This window comes from Streptomyces sp. NBC_01257 (genome assembly GCF_035917255.1).
GTDB lineage: Bacteria > Actinomycetota > Actinomycetes > Streptomycetales > Streptomycetaceae > Streptomyces.
This window is the reverse complement of record NZ_CP108472.1, coordinates 1,989,282-2,015,825: the sequence shown is the minus strand read 5'-3', so window position 1 is coordinate 2,015,825 and position 26,544 is coordinate 1,989,282. Positions and strand designations below refer to the sequence as shown.

The 26,544-nt window shown below is 71.7% G+C and carries 21 protein-coding genes; 12 read left to right on the top strand and 9 right to left on the bottom strand.

The features are described from left to right. Window positions 1-69: 69 nt before the first annotated feature. Both OG408_RS08315 and OG408_RS08310 read right to left on the bottom strand, forming a co-directional pair. The gene (locus OG408_RS08315) at window positions 70-2,283 is read right to left on the bottom strand and encodes a helix-hairpin-helix domain-containing protein (RefSeq protein WP_326669145.1); all 2,214 of its coding nucleotides are present in this window, start codon (window positions 2,281-2,283) and stop codon (window positions 70-72) included. Further along, on the bottom strand, window positions 2,280-3,263 hold the full coding sequence (locus tag OG408_RS08310) for an aldo/keto reductase (RefSeq protein WP_266776958.1): 984 nt from the start codon (window positions 3,261-3,263) through the stop codon (window positions 2,280-2,282). Before OG408_RS08310 ends, OG408_RS08315 begins: the two co-directional genes overlap by 4 nt. Window positions 3,264-3,403: 140 nt before the next feature. On the opposite strand from OG408_RS08310, the gene OG408_RS08305 reads away from it, so the two are divergent. Both OG408_RS08305 and OG408_RS08300 read left to right on the top strand, forming a co-directional pair. Beyond that, on the top strand, window positions 3,404-4,453 hold the full coding sequence (locus tag OG408_RS08305; RefSeq protein ID WP_266776956.1) for an LLM class F420-dependent oxidoreductase: 1,050 nt from the start codon (window positions 3,404-3,406) through the stop codon (window positions 4,451-4,453). Window positions 4,454-4,674: 221 nt separating this feature from the next. Then, window positions 4,675-5,463, top strand: a complete 789-nt coding sequence (locus OG408_RS08300; protein ID WP_266776954.1) for a ferritin-like domain-containing protein — start codon at window positions 4,675-4,677, stop codon at window positions 5,461-5,463. A gap of 23 nt (window positions 5,464-5,486) precedes the next feature. Here the strand turns inward: OG408_RS08300 and corA are convergent, their stop codons facing one another. Then, a complete protein-coding gene (corA, locus tag OG408_RS08295; protein WP_326669142.1) occupies window positions 5,487-6,473 on the bottom strand; it encodes a magnesium/cobalt transporter CorA in 987 nt (328 codons plus the stop codon). A 67-nt stretch (window positions 6,474-6,540) separates the two neighbouring features. Between corA and OG408_RS08290 the strand changes: the two genes are divergently transcribed. The 5 genes from OG408_RS08290 (at window position 6,541) to OG408_RS08270 (ending at window position 13,292) form a co-directional block, all read left to right on the top strand. Next, complete coding sequence (locus OG408_RS08290) at window positions 6,541-7,263, top strand: histidine phosphatase family protein (RefSeq protein WP_266776950.1); 723 nt, start codon at window positions 6,541-6,543, stop codon at window positions 7,261-7,263. A gap of 107 nt (window positions 7,264-7,370) precedes the next feature. Continuing rightward, window positions 7,371-7,961 carry a DUF3090 domain-containing protein gene (locus tag OG408_RS08285; RefSeq protein WP_020207450.1) on the top strand — a complete coding sequence of 197 codons (591 nt, stop codon included), beginning with the start codon at window positions 7,371-7,373 and terminating at the stop codon, window positions 7,959-7,961. Beyond that, a complete protein-coding gene (locus tag OG408_RS08280; protein ID WP_266776929.1) occupies window positions 7,925-8,764 on the top strand; it encodes an SCO1664 family protein in 840 nt (279 codons plus the stop codon). The genes OG408_RS08285 and OG408_RS08280 overlap by 37 nt, the downstream gene beginning before the upstream one ends. 138 nt (window positions 8,765-8,902) lie before the next feature. Next, window positions 8,903-10,132 (top strand): cysteine--1-D-myo-inosityl 2-amino-2-deoxy-alpha-D-glucopyranoside ligase, encoded by a 1,230-nt coding sequence (mshC, locus tag OG408_RS08275; RefSeq protein WP_326669139.1) that lies wholly within the window; start codon window positions 8,903-8,905, stop codon window positions 10,130-10,132. A 109-nt stretch (window positions 10,133-10,241) separates the two neighbouring features. Continuing rightward, window positions 10,242-13,292: an NPCBM/NEW2 domain-containing protein gene (locus OG408_RS08270; protein ID WP_326669137.1), complete on the top strand. Its 3,051-nt coding sequence runs from the start codon at window positions 10,242-10,244 to the stop codon at window positions 13,290-13,292. A gap of 64 nt (window positions 13,293-13,356) precedes the next feature. On the opposite strand, the gene OG408_RS08265 is transcribed toward OG408_RS08270, so the two are convergent. Then, window positions 13,357-14,391, bottom strand: a complete 1,035-nt coding sequence (locus OG408_RS08265; RefSeq protein WP_266776923.1) for a PAC2 family protein — start codon at window positions 14,389-14,391, stop codon at window positions 13,357-13,359. Window positions 14,392-14,648: 257 nt separating this feature from the next. Here OG408_RS08265 and OG408_RS08260 point away from each other — a divergent pair, with 257 nt between their 5' ends. The 5 genes from OG408_RS08260 to OG408_RS08240 all read left to right on the top strand — a co-directional run bounded on the left by OG408_RS08260 (window position 14,649) and on the right by OG408_RS08240 (window position 20,509). Continuing rightward, window positions 14,649-15,989: an enolase C-terminal domain-like protein gene (locus OG408_RS08260; RefSeq protein ID WP_266776921.1), complete on the top strand. Its 1,341-nt coding sequence runs from the start codon at window positions 14,649-14,651 to the stop codon at window positions 15,987-15,989. Continuing rightward, a complete protein-coding gene (locus OG408_RS08255) occupies window positions 15,986-16,765 on the top strand; it encodes an SDR family NAD(P)-dependent oxidoreductase (protein WP_266776919.1) in 780 nt (259 codons plus the stop codon). Before OG408_RS08260 ends, OG408_RS08255 begins: the two co-directional genes overlap by 4 nt. A gap of 131 nt (window positions 16,766-16,896) precedes the next feature. After that, entirely contained in the window at window positions 16,897-17,937 is a 1,041-nt protein-coding gene (locus tag OG408_RS08250; RefSeq protein WP_266776917.1) for a sugar ABC transporter substrate-binding protein, read from the top strand. Between the two features lie 2 nt (window positions 17,938-17,939). Beyond that, complete coding sequence (locus tag OG408_RS08245; RefSeq protein ID WP_266776915.1) at window positions 17,940-19,460, top strand: sugar ABC transporter ATP-binding protein; 1,521 nt, start codon at window positions 17,940-17,942, stop codon at window positions 19,458-19,460. Further along, the gene (locus tag OG408_RS08240; RefSeq protein ID WP_266776913.1) at window positions 19,457-20,509 is read left to right on the top strand and encodes an ABC transporter permease; all 1,053 of its coding nucleotides are present in this window, start codon (window positions 19,457-19,459) and stop codon (window positions 20,507-20,509) included. Before OG408_RS08245 ends, OG408_RS08240 begins: the two co-directional genes overlap by 4 nt. A 93-nt stretch (window positions 20,510-20,602) precedes the next feature. Here the strand turns inward: OG408_RS08240 and OG408_RS08235 are convergent, their stop codons facing one another. From OG408_RS08235 to OG408_RS08215, 5 genes are all read right to left on the bottom strand, one after another. Beyond that, window positions 20,603-21,274, bottom strand: a complete 672-nt coding sequence (locus OG408_RS08235) for a FadR/GntR family transcriptional regulator (RefSeq protein WP_266776911.1) — start codon at window positions 21,272-21,274, stop codon at window positions 20,603-20,605. A 133-nt stretch (window positions 21,275-21,407) separates the two neighbouring features. Then, window positions 21,408-23,021, bottom strand: a complete 1,614-nt coding sequence (locus OG408_RS08230; protein WP_266776909.1) for a glycerol-3-phosphate dehydrogenase/oxidase — start codon at window positions 23,019-23,021, stop codon at window positions 21,408-21,410. A gap of 7 nt (window positions 23,022-23,028) precedes the next feature. Then, a complete protein-coding gene (glpK, locus tag OG408_RS08225) occupies window positions 23,029-24,570 on the bottom strand; it encodes a glycerol kinase GlpK (RefSeq protein WP_266776907.1) in 1,542 nt (513 codons plus the stop codon). 58 nt (window positions 24,571-24,628) lie between these two features. Next, entirely contained in the window at window positions 24,629-25,420 is a 792-nt protein-coding gene (locus tag OG408_RS08220; RefSeq protein WP_326669131.1) for an MIP/aquaporin family protein, read from the bottom strand. Between the two features lie 231 nt (window positions 25,421-25,651). Then, window positions 25,652-26,434: an IclR family transcriptional regulator gene (locus OG408_RS08215; protein WP_266786029.1), complete on the bottom strand. Its 783-nt coding sequence runs from the start codon at window positions 26,432-26,434 to the stop codon at window positions 25,652-25,654. Window positions 26,435-26,544 lie beyond the last annotated feature (110 nt).

Sequence of the window (26,544 nt, the reverse complement as noted above, 5' to 3'; positions counted from 1 at the left end):
GGGGCTCCCGCGGGAGCTGTACCGGAGGGCCGGGCGGACGCGCGAAGCGTCCGCCCGGCCCTCCGGCCGTCAGCCCCCGGACGCCTCCAGCAGCGCGCGCAGCCGGGTGGTGCGGTCCTGGGCGGGGGACTGGGCGACCGCACGCGGCAGGGCCTGGTCGACGCCGTGCACCACCGACAGATGCCGCTCGCCGCGGCTGAACGCGGTGTAGACCCAGGGGCGGCTCAGCCCCTGCGCCGCGTCACCCGGCAGCACGACGACGGCCGCGGGCCAGCGCATGCCCGCCGCCTGGTGGGCGCTGAGCGCCCAGGCGTGCCGGACGGAAGCGGCTACCCGCTCCTGCGGTACGACGACGGGGGACCCCGCGCAGTCCAGGTGCAGGCCCTCGGCGTCGGCCGAGACGACCACGCCGGGCACGGTCCTGCCCGGCGCCGGGACATGGGCCACCCGGTCCCCGGGGTCGAAGCCGCCGAAGCGGCCGGGGCCCGGGTTGAGCCGCTGCTTCAGCGCCTCGTTCAACGCCCGCGTTCCCGCGGAGCCGCCGTGTCCGACGGTGATGACCTGGGTGTCCGATGCCGGTACCCCGATGACACGGGGCACCGAGTCGGCGACCAGCTGCACCGTGCGGTGCACCGCCTCGCCCGCGTCGCGCACGGGGACGATCACGACCTCCTTGCCCGGGGCCTCCACCTGGTTCAGCTCACCGATGCCGATGCCGGAGACCAGCTCCCCGATCGGTCCGGGGTCCGGGGTGCGGGAGACGACCTGGGGGCAGGCCCGGGCGGCCAGCACGTCGGCGAACACCCGTCCCGCGCCCGCCGACCCCAGCACGCCGGGATCGCCGCTCAGCACCAGGCGGGTGCCGTCGGCCAGGGACTCCACCAGCATCGCGCCGGTCTCCACGTCCAGCTGCGGGGCGTCCAGCACGACGATCAGGTCGACGGAGAGCGCACCCTCGTCGTCCCGGCCGGGGCCCTCGGAGCCGGACAGCAGCCCGGCCAGGGTGACGGCCGCCCCGTGCTCGCCCACAGCCGCGGCCAGCCGCTGCCGGCCGTCCGCGCTGTGCGTGGCGCCCAGGGCGCGCAGTCCGAGCCCGTTCGCCGCGGCGATCAGCGCGGCGGGTTCGGCCCGCGCCGCCTCGCCGCCCGTGTGCGCGACGAGGCCGTGGGCCGCGGCCGTACGGATCAGTTCGGCGGCCGAGGGGGAGGGGGCCGCGGCGGCGGCGTCCGACCAGTCGGCGTCCTTCTCGCAGGCGTTGACCAGGCGGGCCAGCCCGTCGGCGAGGCTCTCCTCGGCCAGGGCGTACCGGTCGAGCCCGAGCAGCACCTGCACCGGCTCCCGCTCGGCGCCCCCGTCCGCGTCTTCGGCCGTCCCGTCGGCCTCGTCGGCTGCGTCGGCTCCGGGGGTCTCCTCGTCCTCCGGACCGTCCTGGAAGACCAGGACGACGCCCTCGGCGATCGCGTGCTGCACGGCCTCTTCGGGGTCGGTCACCGCCCGCGTGGCGAGCGCGGCGCGCACCTGCACCGCGTCCAGCGCGGTGTGGCCCTGCAGGGCGGCGCGCTCCAGCAGCCAGCCGACGAGGGCGGCGGTGCGCCGCTCGTCGTCGGGGCCGCAGCCGTCGCCCAGCAGCGCCCGGGCGAAGCCGTCGGCGTGCTCGGGGGTGACGCCGGGGAGGGACAGCAGCAGCCACGGGTCCGCGCGCAGCGTCTCGGCGGCCTGCGCGCCCAGGGTGCCCGCCGCCGGGCCCGCCAGGGCCTCCGGAGCCCCTCCCTCGGCCAGGACGGCCGCCACGGCGGCCACGGCCTCCGCGGACGCCCCCTGGGCCACCCGGACGGGCTCGGCGGCACGCTCGCGCACCGGCGCCGGTGCGGGGACGCTCCGGCGGGCCGGGGACGGGGCGGGGGAGTCGAAGAACGCGTCGCCGGGCTTCTCGCCGCTCTCCACGGCCCGCACGGCAGCCAGCAGATCGGCCGCCGGGCCGCTCAGCTTCGTACCGGCGGGGATGGGGCCCTCCTTCTCGGCCTTGCGCTTCTCGATCCGCTCCCGCAGCTCGCGCTGGGCGGCCAGCTCCGCCTCGGCCTCGGAGAGGGCCGGGGCGGCGTCGTCATCACCCGCCGGGGTTCCGCCCTCGGCGGTCCCGGCCTCGTCCTCGCCCTCGCCTTCGTCCGCGACGGCGTCCGCGTCCTCGGCGGATGCCGGTGCGGTGGCGGGCTCGTCCGTGCCGACGCTGTCGTCGTCGGTGGCCGAGGGGCCGGGGGATTCCCCCCGGGGAAGCGCAGTCACAGCGTGCTCCAGTCCTGGTCCGGATAGCGGTGCACGGGCGCCGACACGTCGTCGAGCGCCTGGCAGATCTCGTCAGGAAGACTAAGCGCCTCCACTGACAATGCCTCCGTGAGCTGCTGCGCGTTGCGCGCGCCGACGATCGGGGCCACCACCCCGGGCCGGTCCCTGACCCAGGCGAGGGCCACCTGGAGGGGTGTGGTGGCCAGTCCGTCGGCGGCGGTCGCCACCGCGTCCACGATGCGGCTCGCCGGGTCGTCGAGATACGGCTCGACGAACGGGGCCAGCAGCTCGGAGGCCCCGCGCGAGTCCGCCGGGGTGCCGGTGCGGTACTTGCCGGTCAGCACACCGCGGCCCAGCGGCGACGACGGCAGCAGCCCCACCCCGAGGTCGAGCGCGGCCGGCAGCACCTCGCGCTCCACCCCCCGCTGCAGCAGCGAGTACTCCATCTGCGTACTCGCCAGCCGGGTCCGCACCCCGGGCGAGGCGAGCTGCCAGGTCGCGGCCTTGGCCAGCTGCCAGCCGCAGAAGCCGGCCACCCCCGCGTAGCGGGCGCGTCCGCTGGCCACCGCCAGGTCCAGGGCCTGGAGGGTCTCGTCCAGCGGGGTCATGGGGTCGAAGGCGTGGACCTGCCACAGGTCCACGTAGTCCGTGCCGAGCCGTTCCAGCGAGGCGTCCAGGGCGGCCAGCAGATGCCCGCGGGAGCCGTTGAACCGGCGGTACGGATCGGCCACGCTGCCGGCCTTGGTCGCGATGACCAGATCGCGCCGCGGCACCAGACCCTCGACCAGGCGCCCGAGGAGGTACTCGGACTCGCCCCCGCCGTAGACGTCGGCGGTGTCGACCAGGGTGCCGCCCACCTCCCAGAAGGCCTTCAACTGCGCGGCAGCGTCGTGCTCGTCGGTGTCCCGGCCCCAGGTGAGGGTGCCGAGCCCGATCCGGGACACTCGAAGGCCGGTGCGGCCGAGATGCCTCTGCTCCATGGGCGCTGAGATTACTGGCCATGGCTCCACTCGGTGCAGCCCTGTGGACAACCGGGGCCCGGGTGGCCCCTGCCGGATCGCGTTCCCGCGCGCTAGAGTCCGGAGCACAGGGACGTTACTGATCAGTAAGGGGAGCGGCTATGCGGCTCGGCATCAATCTCGGTTACTGGGGCGCGGGTATGGACGGGGACAACCTCGCCGTCGCGCAGGAGGCCGACCGGCTCGGCTACGACGTCTGCTGGGCGGCCGAGGCGTACGGCTCCGACGCGCCGACCGTGCTGTCCTGGGTCGCCGCGCAGACCGAGTCCATCGACGTCGGCTCGGCCATCATGCAGATCCCGGCCCGTCAGCCCGCCATGACGGCGATGACCGCGGCCACCCTCGACTCGCTCTCCGGTGGGCGTTTCCGTCTCGGCCTCGGGGTGTCGGGACCGCAGGTCTCCGAGGGCTGGTACGGCGTCAAGTTCGACAAGCCGCTGGCCCGCACCCGGGAGTACGTCGAGATCGTCCGCAAGGCGATGGCCCGGGAGCGGCTGTCGTACGAGGGGCAGCACTGGACGCTCCCGCTGCCGGACGGCCCGGGCAAGCCGATCAAGCTGACCGTGCACCCGCAGCGCGAGCACATCCCGCTGTACATCGCCGCGATCGGGCCGAAGAACCTGGAGCAGACCGGTGAGATCGCCGACGGCGCCCTGCTGATCTTCCCGTCGGCCGACCACCTCGAGGACACCGCGATGAAGTACCTGCGGGCGGGCCGCGAGAAGGCCGGCCGGACCATGGAGGGCTTCGACGTCTGCCCGACGCTGCCGCTCGCCGTCGGCGACGACATCAAGGGCCTCGCCGACATGTTCCGGCCCTACACCGCGCTGTACGTCGGCGGCATGGGCAGCCCCAAGCAGAACTTCTACAACCAGCTGGCCCAGCGCATGGGCTACGAGAAGGAAGCCGCCGAGATCCAGGAGAAGTACCTCTCCGGCGACAAGACCGGGGCGGCCGCCGCCGTCCCGCACGACCTGATCGACCGGACCACCCTGCTGGGCTCGGTGGAGCGGATCGCCGAGCGGATGCAGGCCTACGCGGCCGTCGGCGTCACCACCCTGACCCTGGCCCCGGCCGGTTTCACGCTCGACGAGCGGATCGCCGCCCTGCGGGCCGGCACGGACGCGCTGGAGCGGTCCGGACTCGCGTAAGGATCTGCGGCCGTGGTGGGGGCTCGGGGGGTCCTCCCCGCCACGGCCGTCACGCGGAACAACGCGTGCGGGGCGGCCGGGTTACGGGGGCTGAGCGGAAACGGTTCGCCGGGGCCCCGGGCGGACGCCCGTTCGGCCCAGTCCCGCAGCCCTCCTGTTGCCCCTGCCGGAACGGCGCACTTGACTGTCCTTCGGCGAACGCCGGCACGGAGGTGGCAGTGATGCTCTCGGCAAGGAACCTGTTCCAGGAGATTCTCGACGACGACGAGTCGTTCCGGCTGTTCTGCTCCATCGCCGCCAGCGGGGAGTCCCAGGGCGGCTGGGAGAACGGCCGTATCGCGGCCCTCGTGCCCGCGAGCCAGCGTGCGCTGGCCCCGAAGATCGCCCGGCACGGCGCCGACGAGGACAAGCACGGGCGGATCTTCAACGCCCTGCTGAGGAAGCGCGGTCTGACGCCGGTCCCGGTCCCGCACGAGACCGACTACACGATGCTGCTGGAGAAGCACGGCATCGGCCTCGCCCATGAGCAGCTGGGGCGCGAGGAGCCGCTCACCGAGCGCGACATCATCACGTACCTGGCCCACAGCCGGGTGACCGAACAGCGCGCGTCCGAGCAGATGCGGCTCCTGCGCAAGTACTTCGCCGACCACCCCGACCTGGGCCGCGCGGTGAAGATGATCTCGAACGACGAGGACAACCACCTCGCCTACTGCCACGAGGAGCTGCTGCGCTTCGCCGCCGCCGGGCACGGCCGGACGATCCAGCACATCCTGCGCGAGTGCGCGCTCGCCGAGATCCGGGTCTACCGCGACGTCAGCCTCGCCGTGATGGACCACATGGGCCGGGTGCTGGGCTGGTCCCGGGCCAGGGCCGCGGCGCTGGCGGCGGGGATCCACGCCGTGTACGCGTACGAGCGGCTCGTCGGCTGGCGGCGCATGGTCGGCCTGGCGCCTCCCGAGCGGCGTGACGCGCTGGGCGGGCCCGCCGTGCCGGCGCCCGAGTTCGCCTGAGGGCGGGCGATCCCCGCCCGCTGTCAGAGCCAGCCGCGGCGCTTGAACTGGCGGTACAGGCCGACGACGGCCCCCGCCATCAGCAGCACGACCGCCGGATAGGCCCAGACCCAGCGCAGCTCCGGCATGTGCTCGAAGTTCATGCCGTAGATGCCCGCGACCATCGTCGGTACGGCGGCCATCGCCGCCCAGGCCGAGATCTTGCGCATGTCGTCGTTCTGCCGCACCCCCATCTGCGCGAGATGCGCGGACAGGATGTCGGACAGCAGCCGGTCCAGGCCCTCCACCTGCTCGGTGGCGCGCGTCAGGTGGTCCTGCACGTCCCGGAAGAACGGCTGCGCGTGCTCGTGGACGAACGGCACCCCGGCGCTCGCCAGCCGGGCCATCGGCGCCGCCAGCGGGACCGCCGCCCGGCGGAACTCCAGCACCTGGCGCTTGAAGGTGTAGATGCGGGCCGCGGTGTTCTTGGAGTTGCCCACCCCGTTCGGCGCGAAGACCTGGGTCTCCAGCTCCTCCAGGTCGACCTGGAGCTCGCCCGCGACATCGATGTAGTGGTCCACGATGGCGTCGCTGATCGCGTACAGGACCGCCGTGGGTCCGTGCTTGAGCACATCGGCCTCGGCCTCCAGCCGGCGGCGGACCGCGGCCAGTGGAGCTCCCTCGCCGTGGCGGACCGTCACCACGAACGAGTCGCCTATGAACACCATCAGCTCGTCCGCGCTGACCGTGTCGCTCTCGTGCTCGTACACGATCGGTTTGATCACCGCGAAGAGCGAGTCGTCGTACACCTCCAGCTTGGGCCGCTGGTGCGCGGCCAGCGCGTCCTCGACCGCCAGCGGGTGCAGTCCGAACTCGCTGCTGACCAGCGCGAACTCCTTCTCCGTGGGCTCGTGCAGGCCGATCCACAGGAACGCGTCGCCGCTGGCCCGCGCCTCGTCGAGGGCGTCGGAGAAGTCGGCGGGGCCGTCGGTGCGGCGTCCGTCCCGGTAAATGGCGCAGTCCACGATCACGCGCGCATTCTCCCCTGCCCGGGGCCCTGGCGCACCTTCGCGGGGGTGTCGGCCTACGCTGGCCGTCATGCCCACCCTGATCCTCGTACGCCATGGACGCTCCACCGCCAACACCTCCGGAGTGCTCGCCGGCCGCACCCCGGGTGTCGCGCTCGACGAGCGCGGCGCCGAGCAGGCCGCCGCGCTGCCCGGACGGCTGGCCGCACTGCCCCTCGTCGCCGCCGTCAGCAGCCCGCTGCAGCGGTGCCACGAGACCCTGGCACCGCTGCTCGAAGCCCGGCCGGAGCTCCCGCTGCACACCGAGGACCGGATCAGCGAGTGCGACTACGGCGACTGGTCGGGGCGCAAACTCGCCGAGCTCACCGGAGAGCCGCTGATGACGGTCGTGCAGCAGCACCCGTCCGCTGCGGCGTTCCCCGGCGGCGAGTCGATGCGGGCGATGCAGGCACGCGCCGTCGACGCGGTACGGGACTGGAACGCGCGGATCGAGGCGGAGCACGGCGAGGGCGCCGTCTACGTGATGTGCTCCCACGGGGACATCATCAAGTCCCTGGTCGCCGACGCGCTCGGCATGCATCTGGACCTGTTCCAGCGGGTCCAGGCCGACCCGTGTTCGGTCACCGCGATCCGCTACACCAGGCTGCGTCCGTTCCTGCTGCGGCTCGGGGACACCGGCGACCTGGCCTCGCTGGCGCCCCGCGAACCGGCCCCGGACGCGAGCGCCGGGACGGGCGCGGAGCCCGGCGGCGCAGGGGACGCGGCGGTCGGGGGCGGCGCTGGGGCGCCGTGATCGCTCCGCGCAGTAGGGTGGACGCGCCGTAGGAGCCTTTCCGGGGGACTCTCCCGGGCCGGCCCGGCCGACCCTCATCCACTGTCAATTCTCAAGGGAGACAGGACGTGTCCCGTCAGGTGTTCCTCTACGACCCCCCGGACCGTTTCGTGGCCGGTACGGTCGGGCTGCCTGGACGTCGTACGTTCTTCCTGCAGGCTTCCTCAGGCGGACGTGTCACCAGCGTGGCCCTGGAGAAGACCCAAGTCGCCGCGCTCGCCGAGCGGGTCGACGAACTGCTCGACGAGGTGGTCCGCCGCACCGGCGGCAACTCCCCGGTGCCGGCCGTGGCCCCGATGGACGTCACCGACACCGCCCCGCTCGACGTCCCCGTCGAGGAGGAGTTCCGCGTCGGCACCATGGCGCTCGCCTGGGACGGTGAGGAACAGCGCATGATCGTCGAGGCGCAGGCCCTCGTCGAGCTGGACGCGGACTCCGTCGAGGACCTCGCGGAGGCCGAGGAGCGGCTGCTCCAGGACGAGGAGAACGGCCCGCCGATGCTCCGGGTCCGGCTCAGCGGCGCACAGGCCAGGGCCTTCGCCAAGCGTGCCCTGGACGTCGTGAACGCCGGCCGCCCGCCCTGCCCCCTGTGCAGCCTGCCGCTCGATCCGGAAGGACACGTATGCCCGCGCCAGAACGGATACCGACGCGGCGCCTGACCGACGCCGAGCTCATCACGCTGCTCGGCAAGGGGCAGCTCACCGTGCTCGGGCAGGTCCGCGGCGCGTCCAACGCGGTGCTCTACTGCTCGGTCGCCCACGAGGGCGACCAGGTCCACTGCGTCTACAAGCCGGTGGCCGGCGAGCAGCCGCTGTGGGACTTCCCCGACGGCACCCTCGCCCAGCGCGAGGTGGCCGCCTACGAGGTGTCCGAGGCGACGGGATGGGGCCTGGTGCCCCCGACCGTGCTGCGGGACGGGCCGTACGGCCAGGGCATGTGCCAGCTCTGGATCGAGGCCGCCGGGACGGACGGGGACGACCCCGGGCTGCTCGCGCTCGTCGAGGACGAGGAGCCGGGCGAGGGCTGGAAACCCGTGGTCCGCGCCGAGGTGGGCGAGGGCAGGACGGCCCTGCTGGTGCACGCGGACGACCCCCGGCTGCGCCGGCTCGCCGTCCTCGACGCGGTGATCAACAACGGCGACCGCAAGGGCGGCCATCTGCTGCCCGCACCCGACGGCCGGCTCTACGGCATCGACCACGGTGTGACCTTCAACGCGGACGACAAGCTGCGCACCCTGCTGTGGGGCTGGGCCGGGGAACCGCTGCCGGCCGAGGCCGTCGAGGTGCTGGACCGGCTGGCCGCGGAGCTGGAGCCGGGGGCCCCGCTGGTCACCCGGCTGGGGGAACTGATCACCGCGGCCGAGATCGAGGCCCTGCGGGCCAGGGTGGCCGGATTGCGGGGCACCGGGCTGCACCGGGAGCCGAGCGGTGAGTGGCCGTCGATCCCGTGGCCGCCGGTGTGATCAGGCCACCCCGGCCGCCGCGGCGGCCGGGGATGCGCCGGGGCCTGCATCTTCCCGGCCCGGGCGCAAGAGCGCCTCTTCGGACAGGATCCCCCCTCCGGTTCGTATCCGGAAGCCGCGTCCGGTTACGCTCGTGACATGCATGCCTGGCCCGCTTCTGAGGTCCCCGCCCTGCCTGGCAAGGGCCGCGACCTTCGGATCCACGACACCGCGACCGGCGGACGGATCACCCTTGACCCCGGTCCCGTCGCCCGCATCTATGTCTGCGGCATCACGCCGTACGACGCGACCCATATGGGTCATGCGGCGACCTACAACGCGTTCGACCTCGTCCAGCGCGTGTGGCTCGACACCAAGCGGCAGGTTCACTATGTCCAGAACGTGACCGACGTGGACGACCCGCTGCTGGAGCGGGCCGTGCGCGACGGTCAGGACTGGACCGAGCTCGCCGAGCGCGAGACGGCCCTGTTCCGCGAGGACATGACTGCCCTGCGCATGCTCCCGCCGCAGCACTACATCGGAGCCGTCGAGGCGATACCCGGCATCGTGCCGCTCGTCGAACGGCTCCGGGACGCGGGCGCCGCCTACGAACTCGACGGCGATGTGTACTTCTCCGTCGACACCGACCCGCACTTCGGCGAGGTGTCGAACCTCGACACCGAGGCGATGCGGCTGCTCTCCGCCGAACGAGGCGGCGACCCGGAGCGCCCGGGCAAGAAGAACCCGCTCGACCCGATGCTCTGGATGGCCGCCCGCGAGGGCGAGCCGAGCTGGGACGGGGCCTCGCTCGGCGCCGGCCGGCCCGGCTGGCACATCGAGTGCGTCGCCATCGCCCTGGACCACCTCGGCATGGGCTTCGACGTCCAGGGAGGCGGCTCCGACCTCGCCTTCCCGCACCACGAGATGGGCGCCTCGCACGCCCAGGTGCTGACCGGCGAGCACCCGTTCGCCCAGGCGTACGTGCACGCCGGCATGGTCGGCCTGGACGGCGAGAAGATGTCCAAGTCCCGGGGCAACCTGGTCTTCGTCTCGGCGCTGCGCCGCGACGGAGTGGACGCGGCGGCGATCCGGCTCGCCCTGCTCTCGCACCACTACCGCGCCGACTGGGAGTGGACCGACCAGGTGCTCGCCGACGCCGTGGCGCGTCTCGCGCGCTGGCGCGCCGCCGTCTCGCGGCCGGACGGGCTGTCAGCCGACGCCCTGGTCGAGGAGGTCCGCGCGGCCCTCGCCGACGACCTGGACGCTCCGGCGGCCCTGGCCGCCGTGGACCGCTGGGCCGAGCGGCAGACCGCCGGGGGCGGGACGGACGAGGGGGCGCCGGGACTCGTCTCGCGCACCGTCGACGCCCTGCTCGGTGTCGCGCTGTAACTGCCCGCCGTATTACGTCCGTTCACCGGCCCCGAACTTCTTGATGAAGTTCGGGGCCGGTTCCGTTTTGTCCATGGTCAAATGCTCGGTACTGCGCTAAAAGCGCTCTATGCAATCATCAACGCGCATCAGAGGGGCAGTAGTTGCAGCGCTGCTGGGACTGCTCGCCGCGCTCTCGGGGCCGGGCAGCGCACAGGCCGCCGACCCGGCCGGACCCGCCGGCACGACGGTCGGCGATCTCACCGGCTTCACGGCCGACGGACCCGTCTACGGCCTGAGTGCCGGGGCCGCGAAGGCCCGGGTCAGCTTCGTGTCCGAGGACACCTTCCGTATCGAACTCGCCCCCGACGGCACGTTCGAGGACCCGGCGGGCGATGCCATCGTCCTGCCGCAGGGCGCCCCGCCCCGCACCCGGTGGAAGGAGCGGAGCGACCGCTACGAGCTCTCCACCAAGAGCGTCACGCTGCGTGCCTACAAGTCGCCGCTGCGGTTCGCCCTGTACCGGGCCGACGGCAGCCAGGTCTGGTCCGAGGCGAAGGGGCTGAGCTGGGACGCCGACAAGACCACCCAGACCCTGGCCCGCGGCGCCGACGAGCAGTTCTACGGCGCCGGGATGCAGAACGGCCGCGGCAACACCTCGCACCGGGACAAGACCGTCGAGGTCGGCGTCGACTACAACTGGGACGACGGCGGCCACCCCAACTCGGTGCCGTTCTACCTCTCGTCGGCCGGCTACGGCGTCTTCCGCAACACCTTCGCGCCGGGCACCTACGCCTTCACCGACCCGGTGACCACCACCGAGCAGGAACGGCGCTTCGACGCCTACTACTTCGCGGGCGACAGCGCCAAGGACGTCATCGGCCAGTACACCCGGCTCACCGGCAAGCCCTTCCTGCCGCCGGTGTACGGCATGGAGATCGGCGACGCCGACTGCTACCTGCACAACGCCAACCGCGGCGAGCGCCACACCCTGGACGCGCTGAAGGTCGCCGACGGCTACGTCGAGAACGACATGCCCAACGGCTGGATGCTCGTCAACGACGGCTACGGCTGCGGCTACGAGGACCTCGCGGAGACCTCCCAGGGGCTCCGGGACCGCGACATGCAGCTCGGCCTCTGGACCCAGGACGGCATCGAGAAGATCGCCGACCAGGTCAAGGCCGGCCAGCGCGTCGCCAAGCTCGACGTCGCCTGGATCGGTGAGGGCTACAAGTTCGCCCTGGACGGCTGCAAGGACGCCTACAAGGGCATCGAGGACAACAGCGACGCCCGCGGCTTCACCTACGCCCCCGAGAGCTGGTCGGGCGCGCAGCGCTGCGGGGTCCAGTGGTCCGGCGACCAGTACGGCACCTGGGACTACATCCGCTGGCAGATCCCGACGTACGCCGGCGCCACGATGTCCGGACTCGCCTACACCACGGGCGACGTCGACGGCATCTTCGGAGGCAGCGCCAAGACGTACACGCGTGACCTCCAGTGGAAGATGTTCCTCGGGACCACGATGACCATGGACGGCTGGGCGGCCAGCGACAAGCAGCCCTTCCGCTACGGGGAGCCGTACACCTCCATCAACCGCGACTACCTCAAGCTGAAGGAGTCGCTGCTGCCCTACCAGTACTCCTACGCGCACGAGGCCACCGAGACCGGTGTCGGCATGGTCCGCCCGCTGGCGCTGGAGTACCCGGACGACCCGAAGACGGCGACGGACGCGGCGAAGTACGAGTTCATGTCCGGCGAGGACTTCCTCGTCGCCCCCGTCTACCAGGACACCACCGAGCGCGACGGCATCTACCTGCCGAAGGGCACCTGGACGGACTACTGGAGCGGGCGGACGTACGAGGGGCCGGTCACGGTCGACGACTACAGCGCCCCGCTCGACACCCTGCCGCTCTTCGTCAGGGCCGGTGCCAGTGTGCCGATGTGGCCGGGCATCCGTTCCTACAAGGACCGCACCGCCGCCTCCCCGCTCGCCTGGGACATCTATCCGCAGGGCAGGTCCTCGTTCACCCTGTACGAGGACGACGGCGTGACCCGTCAGCACCGCGACGGCGCGTACGCCACGCAGCGGGCCGACGTCCGGGCACCGGCCAGGGGCGCGGGCGACGTCACCGTGGACATCGGCGCGAGCAAGGGGACGTTCACGGGCAAGCAGAGCAGCCGCCCGTACGAGTTCAGCGTGCACACCGGTTCGGAGCCGAGGGCGGTGAAGCTCGCGGGCAAGCTGCCCCGGCTCGGATCGGCGGCCGCCTATGCCGCCGCGAAGCAGGGCTGGTGGTACGACCGTGACGACCGCGGCGGCGTGGTGAAGATCAAGACCGCTCCGCTCCCCACCGGCAAGAAGTTCTCCGTGAAGCTGGAGCGGACCAGCGCGGTCGGCGGACGGAACGCCGAGGCGACGGCCGCCGTCTCCGCTCCCCAGGGGCAGGAGATCGGCGCCGGGGCCACGGGCACCGTCACCGTCGACGTCACCGCGGGCAAGGCCGACGTCACGGACGCGGCGGTCTCGCTCGACGTCCCCGAGGGCTGGCAGGCCGCCCCGGCCGCGACCGTGGCCCGGATCCCGGCGGGCACCACCCGGCGGGTGGAGGTCCAGGTCACCCCGGCGAAAGACGCCGCAGTGGGGGAGGCGCGGATCACCGCGCTCGCGCGCTACCGGTCGGCGGGCGAGTCCCGCACGGCGGTCCGGCGCTTCGCCGCCTCAGTGATGCCGGCGCCCCCCACCGGTGAGGCGTGGGCCGGCGATCTGGAGTGGCTGACCTCGACGAACGGGTACGGCCCCGCCGAACGCGACCGCAGCAACGGTGAGTCCGGCGCGGCCGACGGCCACCCGCTGACCCTGGCCGGAACGGTGTACGAGAAGGGGATCGGCACCCACGCCGACTCCGACATCGAGGTCTACCTCGGCGGACACTGCTCGAAGTTCACCGCCGACGCCGGGATCGACGACGAGATCAACGGCTACGGCGAGGTGGCGTTCTCCGTCGAGGCGGACGGCAAGGTGCTGTGGACCTCGCCGAAGGTGACGGGGGCGTCGGAGACCGTCCCCGTCGACGTCCCGCTCGACGGGGCGCGGCACGTGCACCTGAAGGTCACGGACACCAACGGGTCCAAGACCGGTGACCACGGGGACTGGGGCGCGGCGCGCTTCATCTGTTCCTGAACGCCGGTGACGCACCAGGGGGGCCGGGCGGGTGTGTACCCGCCCGGCCCCCCTGGTGTCCGGATCAGTCGTCCTCCGGAGCATCCTCCCCGGAGTCATCCGACGAATCCGGCGGCGGGCCGCCGCTCCCGGGGACGGGCCCGGGGCCGGTCTCCGGACGGGGCGGCTTCGGCGGTCTGGTCCGGCCGCTCGACGTGTCCCGCAGATACGAGCCGTCCCCGCTCTCCGTGGCGTGCCCGCCCGGTGCGCCGCCCGGCCCCGGGTCCCGGCGCCGCAGATAGCGCTCGAACTCCCGGGCGATGGCCTCGCCGCTCGCCTCGGGCAGCTCCGCGGTGTCCCGGGCCTCCTCCAGCGTCTGCACGTACTCCGCGACCTCGCTGTCGTCGGCGGCCAGTTGGTCCACCCCGAGCTGCCAGGCGCGGGCGTCCTCGGGCAGTTCGCCCAGCGGGATGCGCAGACCGATGAGGTCCTCCAGGCGGTTCAGCAGCGCCAGCGTGGCCTTCGGGTTGGGCGGCTGCGACACGTAGTGCGGCACCGCCGCCCACAGGCTCACCGCGGGCACGCCCGCGTGCGTGCAGGCCTCCTGGAGGATGCCGACGATGCCGGTCGGCCCCTCGTAGCGCGTCTCCTCCAGGTCCATGGTCCTGGCCAGGTCCGGATCGGACGTGACACCGCTGACCGGTACCGGACGGGTGTGCGGGGTGTCGCCGAGCAGCGCACCGAGCACCACCACCATCTCGACGCCCAGTTCATGGGCGAAGCCCAGGATCTCGTTGCAGAACGAGCGCCAGCGCATCGACGGCTCGATGCCCCGGACCAGGACGAGATCGCGGGGCTTGTCCCCGCCGATGCGGACCACGGAGAGCCGGGTCGTCGGCCAGGTGACCTTGCGCACCCCGCCGTCCAGCCAGACCGTCGGGCGGTTGACCTGGAAGTCGTAGTAGTCCTCGGCGTCCAGCGCCGCGAACACCTCGCCCTTCCACTCCCGGTCCAGGTGCGCCACCGCCGTGGAGGCGGCGTCACCTGCGTCGTTCCACCCCTCGAACGCGGCCACCATGACCGGGTCGATCAGCTCGGGAACCCCCTCGAGCTCGATCACCCAGGCCTCCTTCCGAAGTTCCCTTGCGTACGGAACAACCTTACGGCTTCCGGCCCCTCTCGCCGCAGCCCCTGCGCACGGCCGGGTGATCCCGGGCGAGCCAGATGCATCATCGGCCCGACCAGGGCGTCTGCGGGACGATACATCCGAGCTGTGTGGGGACAGTTTCCGCTCAACTCTGGACGTTGGGGCCTTCAGGGCGCTATACATCGGATGACCAGAGCAGAGGTCCGATGTTATTTCCCCTGGGGGCGCACATGAGTCAGACCGTCACGGATTTCGAGGTCCACGACATCCGATTTCCGACCTCGGAACAACTGGACGGCTCGGACGCCATGAACCCCGATCCCGACTACTCGGCTGCCTATGTCGTACTGCGTACCGACGCCGCGGACCATGAGGACGGCGGCGGCATCGAGGGACATGGCTTCTGTTTCACCATCGGGCGCGGCAACGAGGTGATGGCGGCCGCCATCGAGGCGCTGCGGCCCTATCTGGTCGGACGGCCGGTGCCCCGTACCGCCGCCGACCTCGGCGCGCTCTACCGCGATCTCACCCACGACTCCCAACTGCGCTGGCTGGGGCCCGAGAAGGGTGTGATGCACATGGCGGCCGGCGCGGTCGTCAACGCCGCCTGGGACCTCGCGGCCAAGCACGCGGGCAGACCCGTCTGGGAGTTCCTGGCCGGGATGACCCCGGAGGAGCTCGTCTCCCTCGTCGACTTCCGTTACCTCACCGACGCCCTCACCCCCGACGAGGCGCTCGCCATCCTGCGAGCCGCCGAACCGGGCCGGGCCGCCCGCGCCGAGCGGCTGCGCGCCGAGGGATACCCCGCCTACACCACCTCGCCCGGCTGGCTCGGCTACTCCGACGACAAGCTGGTCCGGCTGGCCAAGGAGGCCGTCGCCGACGGCTTCACCCAGATCAAGCTGAAGGTCGGCGGTGACGTCGGCGACGACGTCCGCCGGCTCGCACTCGCCCGTGAGGCCGTCGGCACCGACGTACGGATCGCCGTCGACGCCAACCAGCGCTGGGACGTCTCCGACGCCGTCGCGTGGATGACCGCGCTCGCACCGTACGAGCCGCACTGGATCGAGGAGCCGACCAGCCCCGACGACGTCCTCGGCCACGCGGCCGTGCGCGCCGGACAGCCCGTCAAGGTCGCCACCGGCGAGCACGTCGCCAACCGGGTCGTGTTCAAGCAGCTGCTCCAGGCCGGGGCCGTCGACTTCGTCCAGATCGACGCCGCGCGCGTCGCGGGCGTCAACGAGAACCTGGCGATCCTGCTGCTCGCCGCCAAGTTCGGCGTACCGGTCTGCCCGCACGCCGGCGGCGTCGGACTGTGCGAACTGGTCCAGCACCTCTCGATGTTCGACTACGTGGCCGTCTCCGGCAGCTGGGACGACCGGGTGATCGAGTACGTCGACCACCTCCACGAACACTTCGTCGACCCCGTGGTGATCGAGAACGGCCGCTACACCACTCCGGCGGCGCCGGGCTTCTCGGCCCGGATGCACCCCGAGTCGATCGCCGCACACCGCTATCCCGAGGGCCCCGTCTGGCAGGCCCGCCGCACGAACGAGGAGGACGGCCGATGACCGGCACACGCGACTTCGAGGGCATGAACGCACTGGTGACGGGAGGCGCATCCGGCATCGGGGCCGCCGTCGCGACCATGCTGCTGGCCCGCGGGGCCCGCGTCGCGGTCCTGGACCGGGAGACCGCGGGCGCCCCCGAGGGCACCCTCGCCGTCAAGGCGGACGTCACGGACGACGGCGCCGTCCGCGAGGCCGTCGACCGGGCCGCCGCCGAACTGGGCTCCCTGCACACCCTGGTGTCCAACGCCGGCATCGGCTCCATCGGCTCCGTCGAGGACAACGACGACGACGAGTGGACCCGGGTCCTGGACATCAACGTCCTCGGCATGGTCCGCACCGCCCGGCACGCCCTGCCGCACCTGCGGCGGGCCGCCGCCGAGCGCCCCGGCGCCGTCTCGATCACCCAGACCTGCTCGATCGCCGCGACCGCGGGGCTGCCCCAGCGCGCCCTGTACAGCGCGAGCAAGGGCGCGGTCCTCTCGCTGACGCTCGCCATGGCCGCCGACCACGTCCGCGAGGGGGTCAGGGTCAACTGCGTCAACCCGGGCACCGCGGACACCCCGTGGATCGGCCGGCTGCTCGGCCAGGCCGACGACCCGGCCGCCGAACGCGCGGCCCTCAACGCCCGGCAGCCGCTGGGCCGGCTGGTCTCGGCCGACGAGGTGGCCGCCGCGATCCTCTACCTCGCCAGCCCCGCCGCGGCCTCCGTGACGGGCACGGCACTGGCCGTCGACGGGGGGATGCAGGGCCTGCGCCTGCGCCCCGCCGACAGCTGACCCGGGAGGTGCGGCCCCGGCTCGGACGGTCCGGCCCGCATGTCTCACACCATCTGCACCACCTGCACCACGCACCCCCGCAATGCCATCAGATCCTTCGAGCCGGTACTCCACAAAGGAACGGGACACCAATGAGAGTGCGTACGACGAGTGCGGCGGCCTGCGCCGTACTGCTGGCCGTCACTGCCCTCGCGGGCTGCAACCGCGAATCATCGGACGACGGTGCGGGTGGCGGCAAGGTCGGCATCGACCTGCCGCGCAGCGACAGCGACTTCTGGAACTCGTACCAGAACTACATCGAGAAGGGCGTCAAGGGCGGCGAGGTCAAGGCACTGCCGCTGACCAACTCCCAGAACGACATCGGCAAGCTGGTCGCCAACGTCCAGACCTTCACCGACCAGGGCGCCAAGGCCGTGGTGATGGCCCCGCAGGACACCGGTGCGATAGCCGAGTCGCTCAACACGCTGAACGACAAGAAGATCCCCGTCATCAGCGTCGACACCCGCCCGGACAAGGGCAGCATCTACATGGTGGTGCGCGCCGACAACAAGGCGTACGGCACGAACGCCTGCAAGTACCTCGGCGAGCAGCTGAAGGGCAAGGGCAAGGTCGTCGAGTTCCAGGGCGACCTCTCCTCGATCAACGGCCGCGACCGGTCCGAGGCCTTCAAGGCCTGCATGGACAAGGACTACCCGGGCATCAAGGTCTTCGAGCTGGCCACCGACTGGAAGGGCGACGTCGCCTCCGCGAAGCTCCAGTCGACCCTGGCAGCGCACCCCGACATCAACGGCATCTACATGCAGGCCGGCGGTGTCTTCCTGCAGCCCACCCTCGCGCTCCTGGAGCAGAAGAAGCTGCTGAAGCCGGCCGGCACGCCGGGCCACATCACGATCATCTCCAACGACGGCATCCCGGAGGAGTTCGACGCCATCAAGGCCGGGAAGATCGACGCGACGATCTCCCAGCCCGCCGACCTGTACGCGAAGTACGCGCTGTACTACGCGAAGGCGGCGCTGGACGGGAAGACCTTCAAGGCGGGCCCGACCGACCACGACTCCACCATCATCAAGATCCCGAACGGCTTCGAGGACCAGCTCCCCGCGCCCCTGGTGACGAAGGACAACGTCGACGACCCGAAGCTGTGGGCCAACCAGCTGGAGAAGAAGAGCTAGCCATGGACCAGGCACCCCCTCCTGCCGTACAGGCGGAAGGCGTCGTCAAACGCTTCGGGCCGACCGTGGCGCTCGACGGCGTGAAGCTCACCGTGCTGCCGGGTGAGTCGCACGCACTCGTCGGACGCAACGGCGCGGGCAAGTCGACGCTGGTCAGCGTGCTGACCGGACTCCACAAGGCGGACGCGGGCACGGTCACCTTCGGCGGGCAGCCCGCGCCCGCCTTCGGGGACACCTCGGCCTGGCAGTCGAAGGTCGCCTGCGTCTACCAGAAGTCCATGGTCGTGCCCGATCTGACCGTCGCCGAGAACCTCTTCCTCAACCGGTTCGACGACAACTCCCGCTGGATCAGCTGGGGGAGGCTGCGCAGACGCGCGGAGCAGCTCCTCGCCGACTACGGCGTCCAGGTCGACCCGAACACCCGGGCGCGCGATCTCGACGTCGAGCAGCGGCAGTTCGTCGAGATCGCCCGCGCGCTGTCCTTCGGCGCCCGGCTGATCATCCTCGACGAGCCGACCGCCCAGCTCGACGCCCGCGGCATCGGCCGGCTCTTCGACAAGCTCCGCGCACTGCAGAGCCAGGGGGTGGCGTTCCTCTTCATCTCCCACCATCTGCAGGAGGTGTACGAGCTGTGCACGGCGGTCACCGTCTACCGCGACGCCCGCCACGTACTGACGGCCCCGGTCGCCGACATCGAGAAGAACGAGCTCGTGTCGGCGATGACGGGGGAGAAGTCCGGCGGCGCCGTCGCCTGGCACGCGGCCGGCACGGCCACGCCGCCCGACCCGTCGGCCGAACCCGTCCTGAGCGTCCAGGGGCTCGCCCTGGAGGACTGGTTCGAGCCGCTGGACCTCCAGGTGCGCCCCGGTGAGGTGCTCGGCCTGGCCGGTTCCGCGGCCAGCGGCAACACCGCGCTGGGCGAGGTGCTGGCGGGCATGCGCAAGGCGGACGGCGGCACGGTCCGGGTGCACGGCACGGCGGTGCGCTCGGGCAGCGTGCCGCACGCCCTGGACGCCGGGATCGGCTACATACCCGAGGACCGGCACGACCAGGGCCTCGTCCTCGGGCGCAGCGTCGCCGAGAACGCCACCCTCACGGTCACCGACCAGCTGGGACCGTGGGGGACCGTACTGCCCTCCCGCACCAGGGAGTTCGCCCGGACGATGATCAGCTCGCTGGACATCAAGACCCAGGGGCCCGAGCAGCCCGTCTCCGGGCTCTCCGGCGGCAACCAGCAGAAGGTGGTGGTCGCCCGCGCGCTGGCCCGCAAGCCCAGCGTGCTGGTGGCGGTCCGGCCCACCGCGGGCGTGGACGTCAAGTCCAAGGACTCGCTCCTCGGGGTCGTACGGCAGGTCGCCGACGAGGGGAACGCCGCAGTGATCATCTCCGACGAGCTGGACGACCTACGGGTCTGTGACCGCGTACTCGCCCTGTTCCACGGACGGGTGGTCGAGACATTCGCAAGCGGGTGGGCCGACGGAGAACTCGTCGCCGCCATGGAAGGTGTGGGGGAAAGGGAATGACCGGCACGGTAAGGCCTCCGGCGGCCGAAGACATCGAGAGCGCGCTGAAGGGCCCGGTCGCGGGCGACCGCCCGCTGGACCGGCTGAAGCTGATCCGGTGGAGCGACTTCTCGCTGGTGCCGGTGATCCTGGTGGTGATGCTGGTCGGATTCATCGTCTCGCCGGTGTTCCTGACCTCCCAGAACCTGATCAACGTCGTCCAGCAGTCCTCCGAGCTCAGCCTGCTGGTGCTCGCCCAGGCCTTCATCCTGATCTGCGGACGGATGGACCTGTCGCTGGAGTCGACGATCGGTATCGCACCGGTCATCGCGCTGTGGCTGGTGCTGCCCGGCGGAGGCGACCGGTTCGCCGGTCTCGGGGTGATGCCGGGCTGGACAGCGGTCCCGCTCTGCCTGCTGGCGGGCGTGGTGATCGGCGCCTTCAACGGCTTCCTGATGCTGAAACTGCGCGTCAACGGGTTCATCGCGACGCTCGGCATGCTGATGATGCTGCGGGGTCTCCACAACGGCATCACCGAGGGCAAGTCGATCATCGACGTCCCGTCCTCCTTCAGCTACCTGGGCAAGGCCTCCTGGCTCGGCGCGCCGGCGGCCGTCTGGATCTGCCTGGCGCTGTTCGCCGCCGGCGGCGCGGTGCTGGCCTGGACGCGGCACGGGCGCTCGCTCTACGCGATCGGCGGCAACCCGGAGGCCGCCCGCGCCGCGGGTATCCGCGTCGACCGCGTCACCTGGATCGTCCTGGCGGTCGGCGGGCTGCTCGCCGCCTTCGCCGGCATCCTCTACACCGGCCACTACGGTTCGGTCGGGGCCACGCAGGGCAAGGACATGATCTTCGACGTCATGGCGGCCGCCGTGATCGGCGGGATCGGTCTGAAGGGGGGCCGCGGCACCATATTCGGCGCGCTCACCGGCGTACTCACCCTTCGGCTGGTCGTCAATGTGATGACCCTGGCCGGTGTTCCGGGCCAGTGGGAGAAGTTCCTCAACGGCGCCATCATCATCATCGCCCTGGTCGCCTCGCGCTATGCCAGCCGCGAGGAACAGGACTGACAGCCGCATCGCACCCAGGACGCCGGACGGGCCCCTCGGCCCGTCCGGCGTTCTCGGTCCGGGGCGGGGCCCCGGCAGGCCCCGCGCCCGCGGCTAGAGCGTCGAGCGCAGCCACTGCTCCACGCTGGCCACATGCACCGTCGCCCACGCCCGCGCGGCCTCCGCGTCGCCGTCCCGCAGCGCCGAGAGGATCGCCCGGTGCTCATGGAGGGTGCGGCTCACCGCGTCCTCCTGCGTCAGACCGCGCCAGACCCGGGCCCGGGTCGTCGGGCCCGACAGCCCGTCGAGCAGCGAGCAGAGCACCGAATTGCCGGAGGACTGGACGATCCCGCGGTGGAACTCCAGGTCGCAGGCGACCAGTTCCTCGACCGACGGGCGCTCGCCCAGCGCGTCCAGCTGGGCGCTGAGCACGTCCAGCTGCTCCTCGCTGATCCGGCTCGCCGCCATCGCCGTCGCGGCCGGCTCCAGGATCCGGCGGACCGCCAGGAACTCCAGCACCGTGTCGTCGCGGTGGAAGTCCACGACGAAGCTGAGCGCCTCCAGCAGCAGCTGCGGATCGAGGCTCGTGACATACGTGCCGTCGCCCTGGCGCACATCGAGAATGCGGATCAGCGACAGGGCGCGCACCGCTTCCCGCAGCGAGTTGCGGGACAGGCCGAGCTCCGCGGCGAGTTCGCTCTCCTTGGGGAGACGATCGCCGGGCCGTAGCGCACCCGAGACGATCATTCCCTTGATCTTCTCGATGGCCTCGTCAGTGACAGCCATGGGCGACCTCCAGACATCCGATGTATCGCACCATTATGCGTCCCCGGCGACGGCCCGTGCGCCCATCGGCGGAATCGGCACACAAGGCCGGGGGCGGCGTCCCCCCGGACGCCGCCCCCGGCCTTGTGACAGGTCAGCTCTTCCGGTCGCCGAGCACCGACTCCACACCGGCCCGGATCTCGTCCGTGGCCAGTCCCCGGATCGTCAGCGTGGTCCGCCGGCGCAGCACGTCGTCCGCGGTCTCGGCCCACTCGTGGTCGCGCGCGTAGGCGACCTGGGCCCAGATCTCCGGGGCGTCGGGGTGGATGCGCTCGGCGAGCGCGGGGCTCTCGTTGGCCAGCCGCGCGATGTCGAACGACAGCGAACCGTAGTGCGTGGCCAGGTGCCGTGCCGTGTCGGCCGACATCCGCGGACCCGGCGTACCGCCATCGATCAGCAGACGGTGCGCCACCGCGTTCGGGTTGGCGATACCGGGCAGCGGGAGCTTCCTCGGCAGCCGCGAGACCGGCTCCATGTCCTCGCCGAGCGGGTGCCCGGGGAGCGTGGCCAGCTTGTTCATCACCGTGCGGCCGATGTGGCGGAACGTCGTCCACTTGCCGCCCGCGACCGACAGCATCCCGCCGCGGCCCTCCGTCACCACCGTCTCGCGCTTCGCCTTCGAGGTGTCACCGGGCCCGCCCGGCAGCACCCGCAGCCCCGCGAAGGAGTACGTGATCAGATCGCGCGACAACTGCTGGTCCCGGATGGAGAACGCCGCCTCGTCCAGGATCTGCGCGGTGTCCTTCTCGGTCACCGCGACATCCGCCGGATCGCCCTCGTACTCCTCGTCCGTCGTGCCGAGCAGCAGCATGTCCTCCCACGGCAGGGCGAACGTGATGCGGTACTTGTCGATCGGTGTGGCCAGCGCGGCCTTCCAGGGGCGGGTGCGCCTGAGCACCAGGTGCGCGCCCTTGGACAGCCGGATCGACGGAGCCGCGTCCGGGTTCTCCATCTTCCGCAGGTGGTCGACCCACGGCCCGGTGGCGTTGAGCACCAGCCGGGCGGTGACGCCGAACTCCGTGCCGTCCGTGCGGTCCTGGAGCTCGGCGCCGGTCACCCTGCCCCGGGTGAAGCGCAGCCCGGTCACCGCCGCGTGGTTGAGGACGGTCGCCCCCGCCTCGACGGCCGCACGGACCGTCATCAGCGCCATCCGGGCGTCGTTCATCTGGTCGTCGCCGTAGACCGCGACGGCCTTCAGGTTGTCCGTACGCAGCTCCGGCACGTCGCGCTGCGCCTTCGCCGGGCTGATCACATGGCCGACGCCGTCGCCGAAGGCGGACAGCGCCGAGTACGCGAACACGCCCGCGCCGAGCTTGGCGGCGCCGTGCGGCCCGCCCTTGTAGACCGGCAGGTAGAAGGTGAGCGGGTTGGCCAGGTGCGGGGCCACCTGACGGGACACCGCACGCCGCTCGAAGTGGTTCTCCGCGACCAGCTTCACCGCGCCGGTCTGCAGGTAGCGCAGACCGCCGTGGAGCAGCTTGGAGGAGGCGGAGGAGGTGGCGCCGGCGAAGTCACCGGCGTCCACCAGGGCCACCCGCAGTCCGGACTGCGCGGCATGCCAGGCGGTGGAGATGCCCAGGATTCCGCCGCCGATCACCAGGAGGTCGTACGTCGCCTTGGAAAGCTGCTCCCGGGTCTCGGCGCGGCTCGGAAGGGAGCCGGAGGCCGGATGCGTCCCGAGGGCGGGGACGCTCTGCAGGGTGGTCATTGTCTTTCTACTCCTCGTCCTCGAGCCAGCCCATGGTGCGTTCCACGGCCTTGAGCCAGCTCTTGTACTCACGGTCGCGGGTGTCCGCGTCCATGCGGGGGGTCCACTCGGCGGCCCGGCGCCAGTTGGCGCGCAGCGCGTCGGTGTCCGGCCAGAAGCCGACGGCGAGGCCGGCGGCGTAGGCGGCGCCGAGGCAGGTGGTCTCGGCGACCATGGGCCGCACCACGGGTGCGTCCAGGAAGTCGGCGAGGGTCTGCATCAGCAGGTTGTTGGAGGTCATGCCACCGTCGACCTTGAGCGCGGTCAGCTCGACGCCGGAGTCCTTCGTCATGGCGTCGCTGATCTCGCGGGTCTGCCAGGCGGTGGCCTCCAGCACGGCACGGGCGATGTGCGCCTTGGTGACGTAGCGGGTGAGACCGGCGATGACGCCGCGGGCGTCCGGCCGCCAGTACGGGGCGAACAGGCCGGAGAAGGCCGGCACGAAGTACGCGCCGCCGTTGTCCTCGACCGAGGAGGCCAGGGTCTCGATCTCGGCCGCGGACTGGATCAGGCCCATCTGGTCGCGCATCCACTGCACCAGCGAACCGGTGACGGCGATCGACCCCTCCAGGGCGTAGACCGGCTTCTGGTCGCCGATCTGGTAGCCGACCGTGGTCAGCAGCCCGTTGTAGGAGTTGACGGGCGTCTCGCCGGTGTTCAGCAGCATGAAGGTGCCGGTGCCGTACGTCGACTTGGCCTCGCCCTCGGCGAAACACGTCTGGCCGAACAGCGCGGCCTGCTGGTCACCGAGCGCGGAGGCGACCGGCACGCCGTCGAGCACGCCGCCCTTGGCGTGGCCGTACACCTCGGCGGAGGAACGGATCTCGGGCAGCACCGCGGCCGGGATGCCGATGGAGGAGAGGATCTTGTCGTCCCACTCCATGCGGTGCAGGTTCATCAGCAGGGTGCGCGAGGCGTTGGTGACGTCGGTGACGTGCACCCCGCCGTCGGTCCCGCCGGTCAGGTTCCAGATGACCCAGGAGTCCATGGTGCCGAAGAGGATGTCGCCGCGCTCGGCGCGCTCGCGCAGCCCCTCGACGTTGTCGAGCAGCCAGCGGACCTTGGGCCCGGCGAAGTACGAGGCGAGCGGCAGGCCGGTCTCGCGGCGGAAGCGGTCCTGGCCGACGTTGCGGCCGAGCTCCTTGCAGAGCGCGTCGGTGCGGGTGTCCTGCCAGACGAGGGCGTTGTGGACGGGCTCACCGGTGTGCTTGTCCCAGAGCAGCGTGGTCTCGCGCTGGTTGGTGATGCCGATCGCCTTCACGTCGGCGGCGGTGATGCCGGCCTTGACGATGGCGCCCGCCACGACCTCCTGCACGTTCTCCCAGATCTCGGTCGCGTCGTGCTCGACCCAGCCCGGCTTCGGGAAGATCTGTTCGTGCTCCTTCTGGTCGACGGAGACGATCCGGCCGTCCTTGTCGAAGACGATGCAGCGGCTGGACGTGGTGCCCTGGTCGATGGCGGCGATGAACGGCCCGGTGCCGTGGGTGCCGGTGGTGTGTGCGTCGGTCACGGTGTGCTCTCCCGGAAGTCTGTGTGGTCGTGGGGGTGACGGCTCTGGGCTCTGCGGCTCAGGCGAAGGCGACGTTGTAGAGCCCGCCGGCGATCGCGCCGCCGATGAGCGGTCCGACGACCGGGATCCACGCGTAGCCCCAGTCGGATCCGCCCTTGTTCGGCAGCGGAAGCAGCGCGTGCACGATACGCGGACCGAGGTCGCGAACCGGGTTGATCGCGTAGCCCGTCGGGCCGCCGAGCGAGAGACCGATCGAGACGACCACCAGTGCGGTGATCAGGGCGCCGAGCGTGCCGAGGCCGTTGCCCTCGTTGTTGAGGCCCTGGGTGAGGATCGCCAGGACCAGCACGACGGTGGCGATGATCTCGGTGACGACGTTCTGCACGGCGTTGCGGATCTCGGGGCCGGTGGAGAACACGCCGAGGACCGGTCCGGCCGCGGGGGCCGCGGCCTTGTCGACCATGCCCTCTTCACCCGTATGGGCCTTGAGGACCTCCGGGTCGGTGAGATGGGCGCGGAACTGCCCGTAGTAGGTCAGCCAGACCAGCACCGCGCCGATGATCGCGCCGAGGAGCTGGGAGCCGAGGTACAGCGGTACGTCGCTCCACTTGGTGCCGCCCTCGATCGCCAGACCGATGGTGACGGCAGGGTTGAGCTGCGCGCCGGACACGCCGCCGGCCAGATAGGCGCCGGTCAGGACCGCGAACCCCCACCCGAAGGTGACGGCGAGCCAGCCGGCGTTCTGCGCCTTGGAGTGCTTGAGCGTCACGGCGGCACAGACACCGCCGCCGAGCAGGATGAGTACGGCGGTACCGATGGTCTCGCCGATGAAGATGTCGGAGCTGGACACCCGCGACTCCTTTGTCGTTCGTCCAGGGAAGCCGAACCCCGGGTCCCTCCGGTGGTCCGCGCCCTCATGTGAGGACGTTGCCGGCCCTTGGCACTGTCACACCCTAACGCTTATTTCCGTTAGCTGTTCGACAATGCCGACCGATGAACGGCAGTGTTTCTCCCAGGTGAGAGAGGCGTCAAGGGTTGTGTGTTCTATAACTCGATCGTTACGCGTGATCCGGAGGCGTGCTCAGAAGCGCCTGGCGCCCAGATCCCGGGAGACCGCGCGGGCGCAGTCCCGTACCGCCGCCACGAGGTCCGGACGCAGCTCGCCGTCCGCGCAGACCCGCTCCACGGCTCCGGTCACGGCCACGGCGCCCACGGGCATCCGGCGCCGGTCGTGGATCGGGGCGGCCACCGCGGCCACGCCCTCCCAGGTCTCCTCCACGTCGGCCGCCCAGCCGCGCGCGCGGATCAGGTCGAGCATCGACTCGAACTCCTCCGGGTCGGTGACGGTGCGGGGCGTGAACGCCTGCCGCTCGGCCTCCAGGGCCTCCGTGTGGGCCACCGGGTCATAGGCGGACAGCACCTTGCCCAGGGCCGTGGAGTGCAGCGGCTGCATGGCCCCGACCTCCAGGACCTGCCGGCTGTCGTCCGGCCGGAAGACGTGGTGGACGATCAGCACGCCCTGCTGGTGCAGGACGCCCAGGTGGGCGCTCTCGCCGCTGGACCGGGCCAGGTCGTCCGTCCAGACCAGGGCGCGGGCCCGCAGCTCGTGCACGTCCAGATAGCTGTTGCCCAGGCGCAGCAGCTCGGCCCCCAGCTGGTAACGGCCGGACGCCGCGTCCTGCTCGACGAAGCCCTCGTGCTGGAGCGTGCGCAGGATGCCGTGCGCGGTGCCCTTGGCCAGGCCCAGGGAGGAGGCGATGTCGGACAGCCCCAGCCGCCGCTCGCCGCCCGCCAGCAGACGCAGCATCGCGGCCGCCCGCTCCAGCGACTGGATGTTCTTGGCCATCGCGCCGTACTCCTCCATCATGTTCGACAATGCTGAACACTATCGGTCGATGCCGACCCATGCTCGATCACTAGGGAAGTCTGCGGCACCTCACCGGTCCGGACGGCCGCGGGAAGCCATGCCGTCCG

Bases quoted from the DNA above. Each gene is read 5' to 3' on its own strand.
- OG408_RS08305 (WP_266776956.1), top strand. From the start codon at position 3,404: ATGCGGCTCGGCATCAATCTCGGTTACTGGGGCGCGGGTATGGACGGG.
- OG408_RS08215 (WP_266786029.1), bottom strand. From the start codon at position 26,434: ATGGAGGAGTACGGCGCGATGGCCAAGAACATCCAGTCGCTGGAGCGG.
- OG408_RS08230 (WP_266776909.1), bottom strand. From the start codon at position 23,021: ATGACCACCCTGCAGAGCGTCCCCGCCCTCGGGACGCATCCGGCCTCC.
- OG408_RS08250 (WP_266776917.1), top strand. From the start codon at position 16,897: ATGAGAGTGCGTACGACGAGTGCGGCGGCCTGCGCCGTACTGCTGGCC.
- OG408_RS08280 (WP_266776929.1), top strand. From the start codon at position 7,925: ATGCCCGCGCCAGAACGGATACCGACGCGGCGCCTGACCGACGCCGAG.
- OG408_RS08255 (WP_266776919.1), top strand. From the start codon at position 15,986: ATGACCGGCACACGCGACTTCGAGGGCATGAACGCACTGGTGACGGGA.
- OG408_RS08245 (WP_266776915.1), top strand. From the start codon at position 17,940: ATGGACCAGGCACCCCCTCCTGCCGTACAGGCGGAAGGCGTCGTCAAA.
- OG408_RS08290 (WP_266776950.1), top strand. From the start codon at position 6,541: ATGCCCACCCTGATCCTCGTACGCCATGGACGCTCCACCGCCAACACC.
- OG408_RS08260 (WP_266776921.1), top strand. From the start codon at position 14,649: ATGAGTCAGACCGTCACGGATTTCGAGGTCCACGACATCCGATTTCCG.
- OG408_RS08310 (WP_266776958.1), bottom strand. From the start codon at position 3,263: ATGGAGCAGAGGCATCTCGGCCGCACCGGCCTTCGAGTGTCCCGGATC.
- OG408_RS08240 (WP_266776913.1), top strand. From the start codon at position 19,457: ATGACCGGCACGGTAAGGCCTCCGGCGGCCGAAGACATCGAGAGCGCG.
- OG408_RS08270 (WP_326669137.1), top strand. From the start codon at position 10,242: ATGCAATCATCAACGCGCATCAGAGGGGCAGTAGTTGCAGCGCTGCTG.
- OG408_RS08235 (WP_266776911.1), bottom strand. From the start codon at position 21,274: ATGGCTGTCACTGACGAGGCCATCGAGAAGATCAAGGGAATGATCGTC.
- mshC (WP_326669139.1), top strand. From the start codon at position 8,903: ATGCATGCCTGGCCCGCTTCTGAGGTCCCCGCCCTGCCTGGCAAGGGC.
- OG408_RS08300 (WP_266776954.1), top strand. From the start codon at position 4,675: ATGCTCTCGGCAAGGAACCTGTTCCAGGAGATTCTCGACGACGACGAG.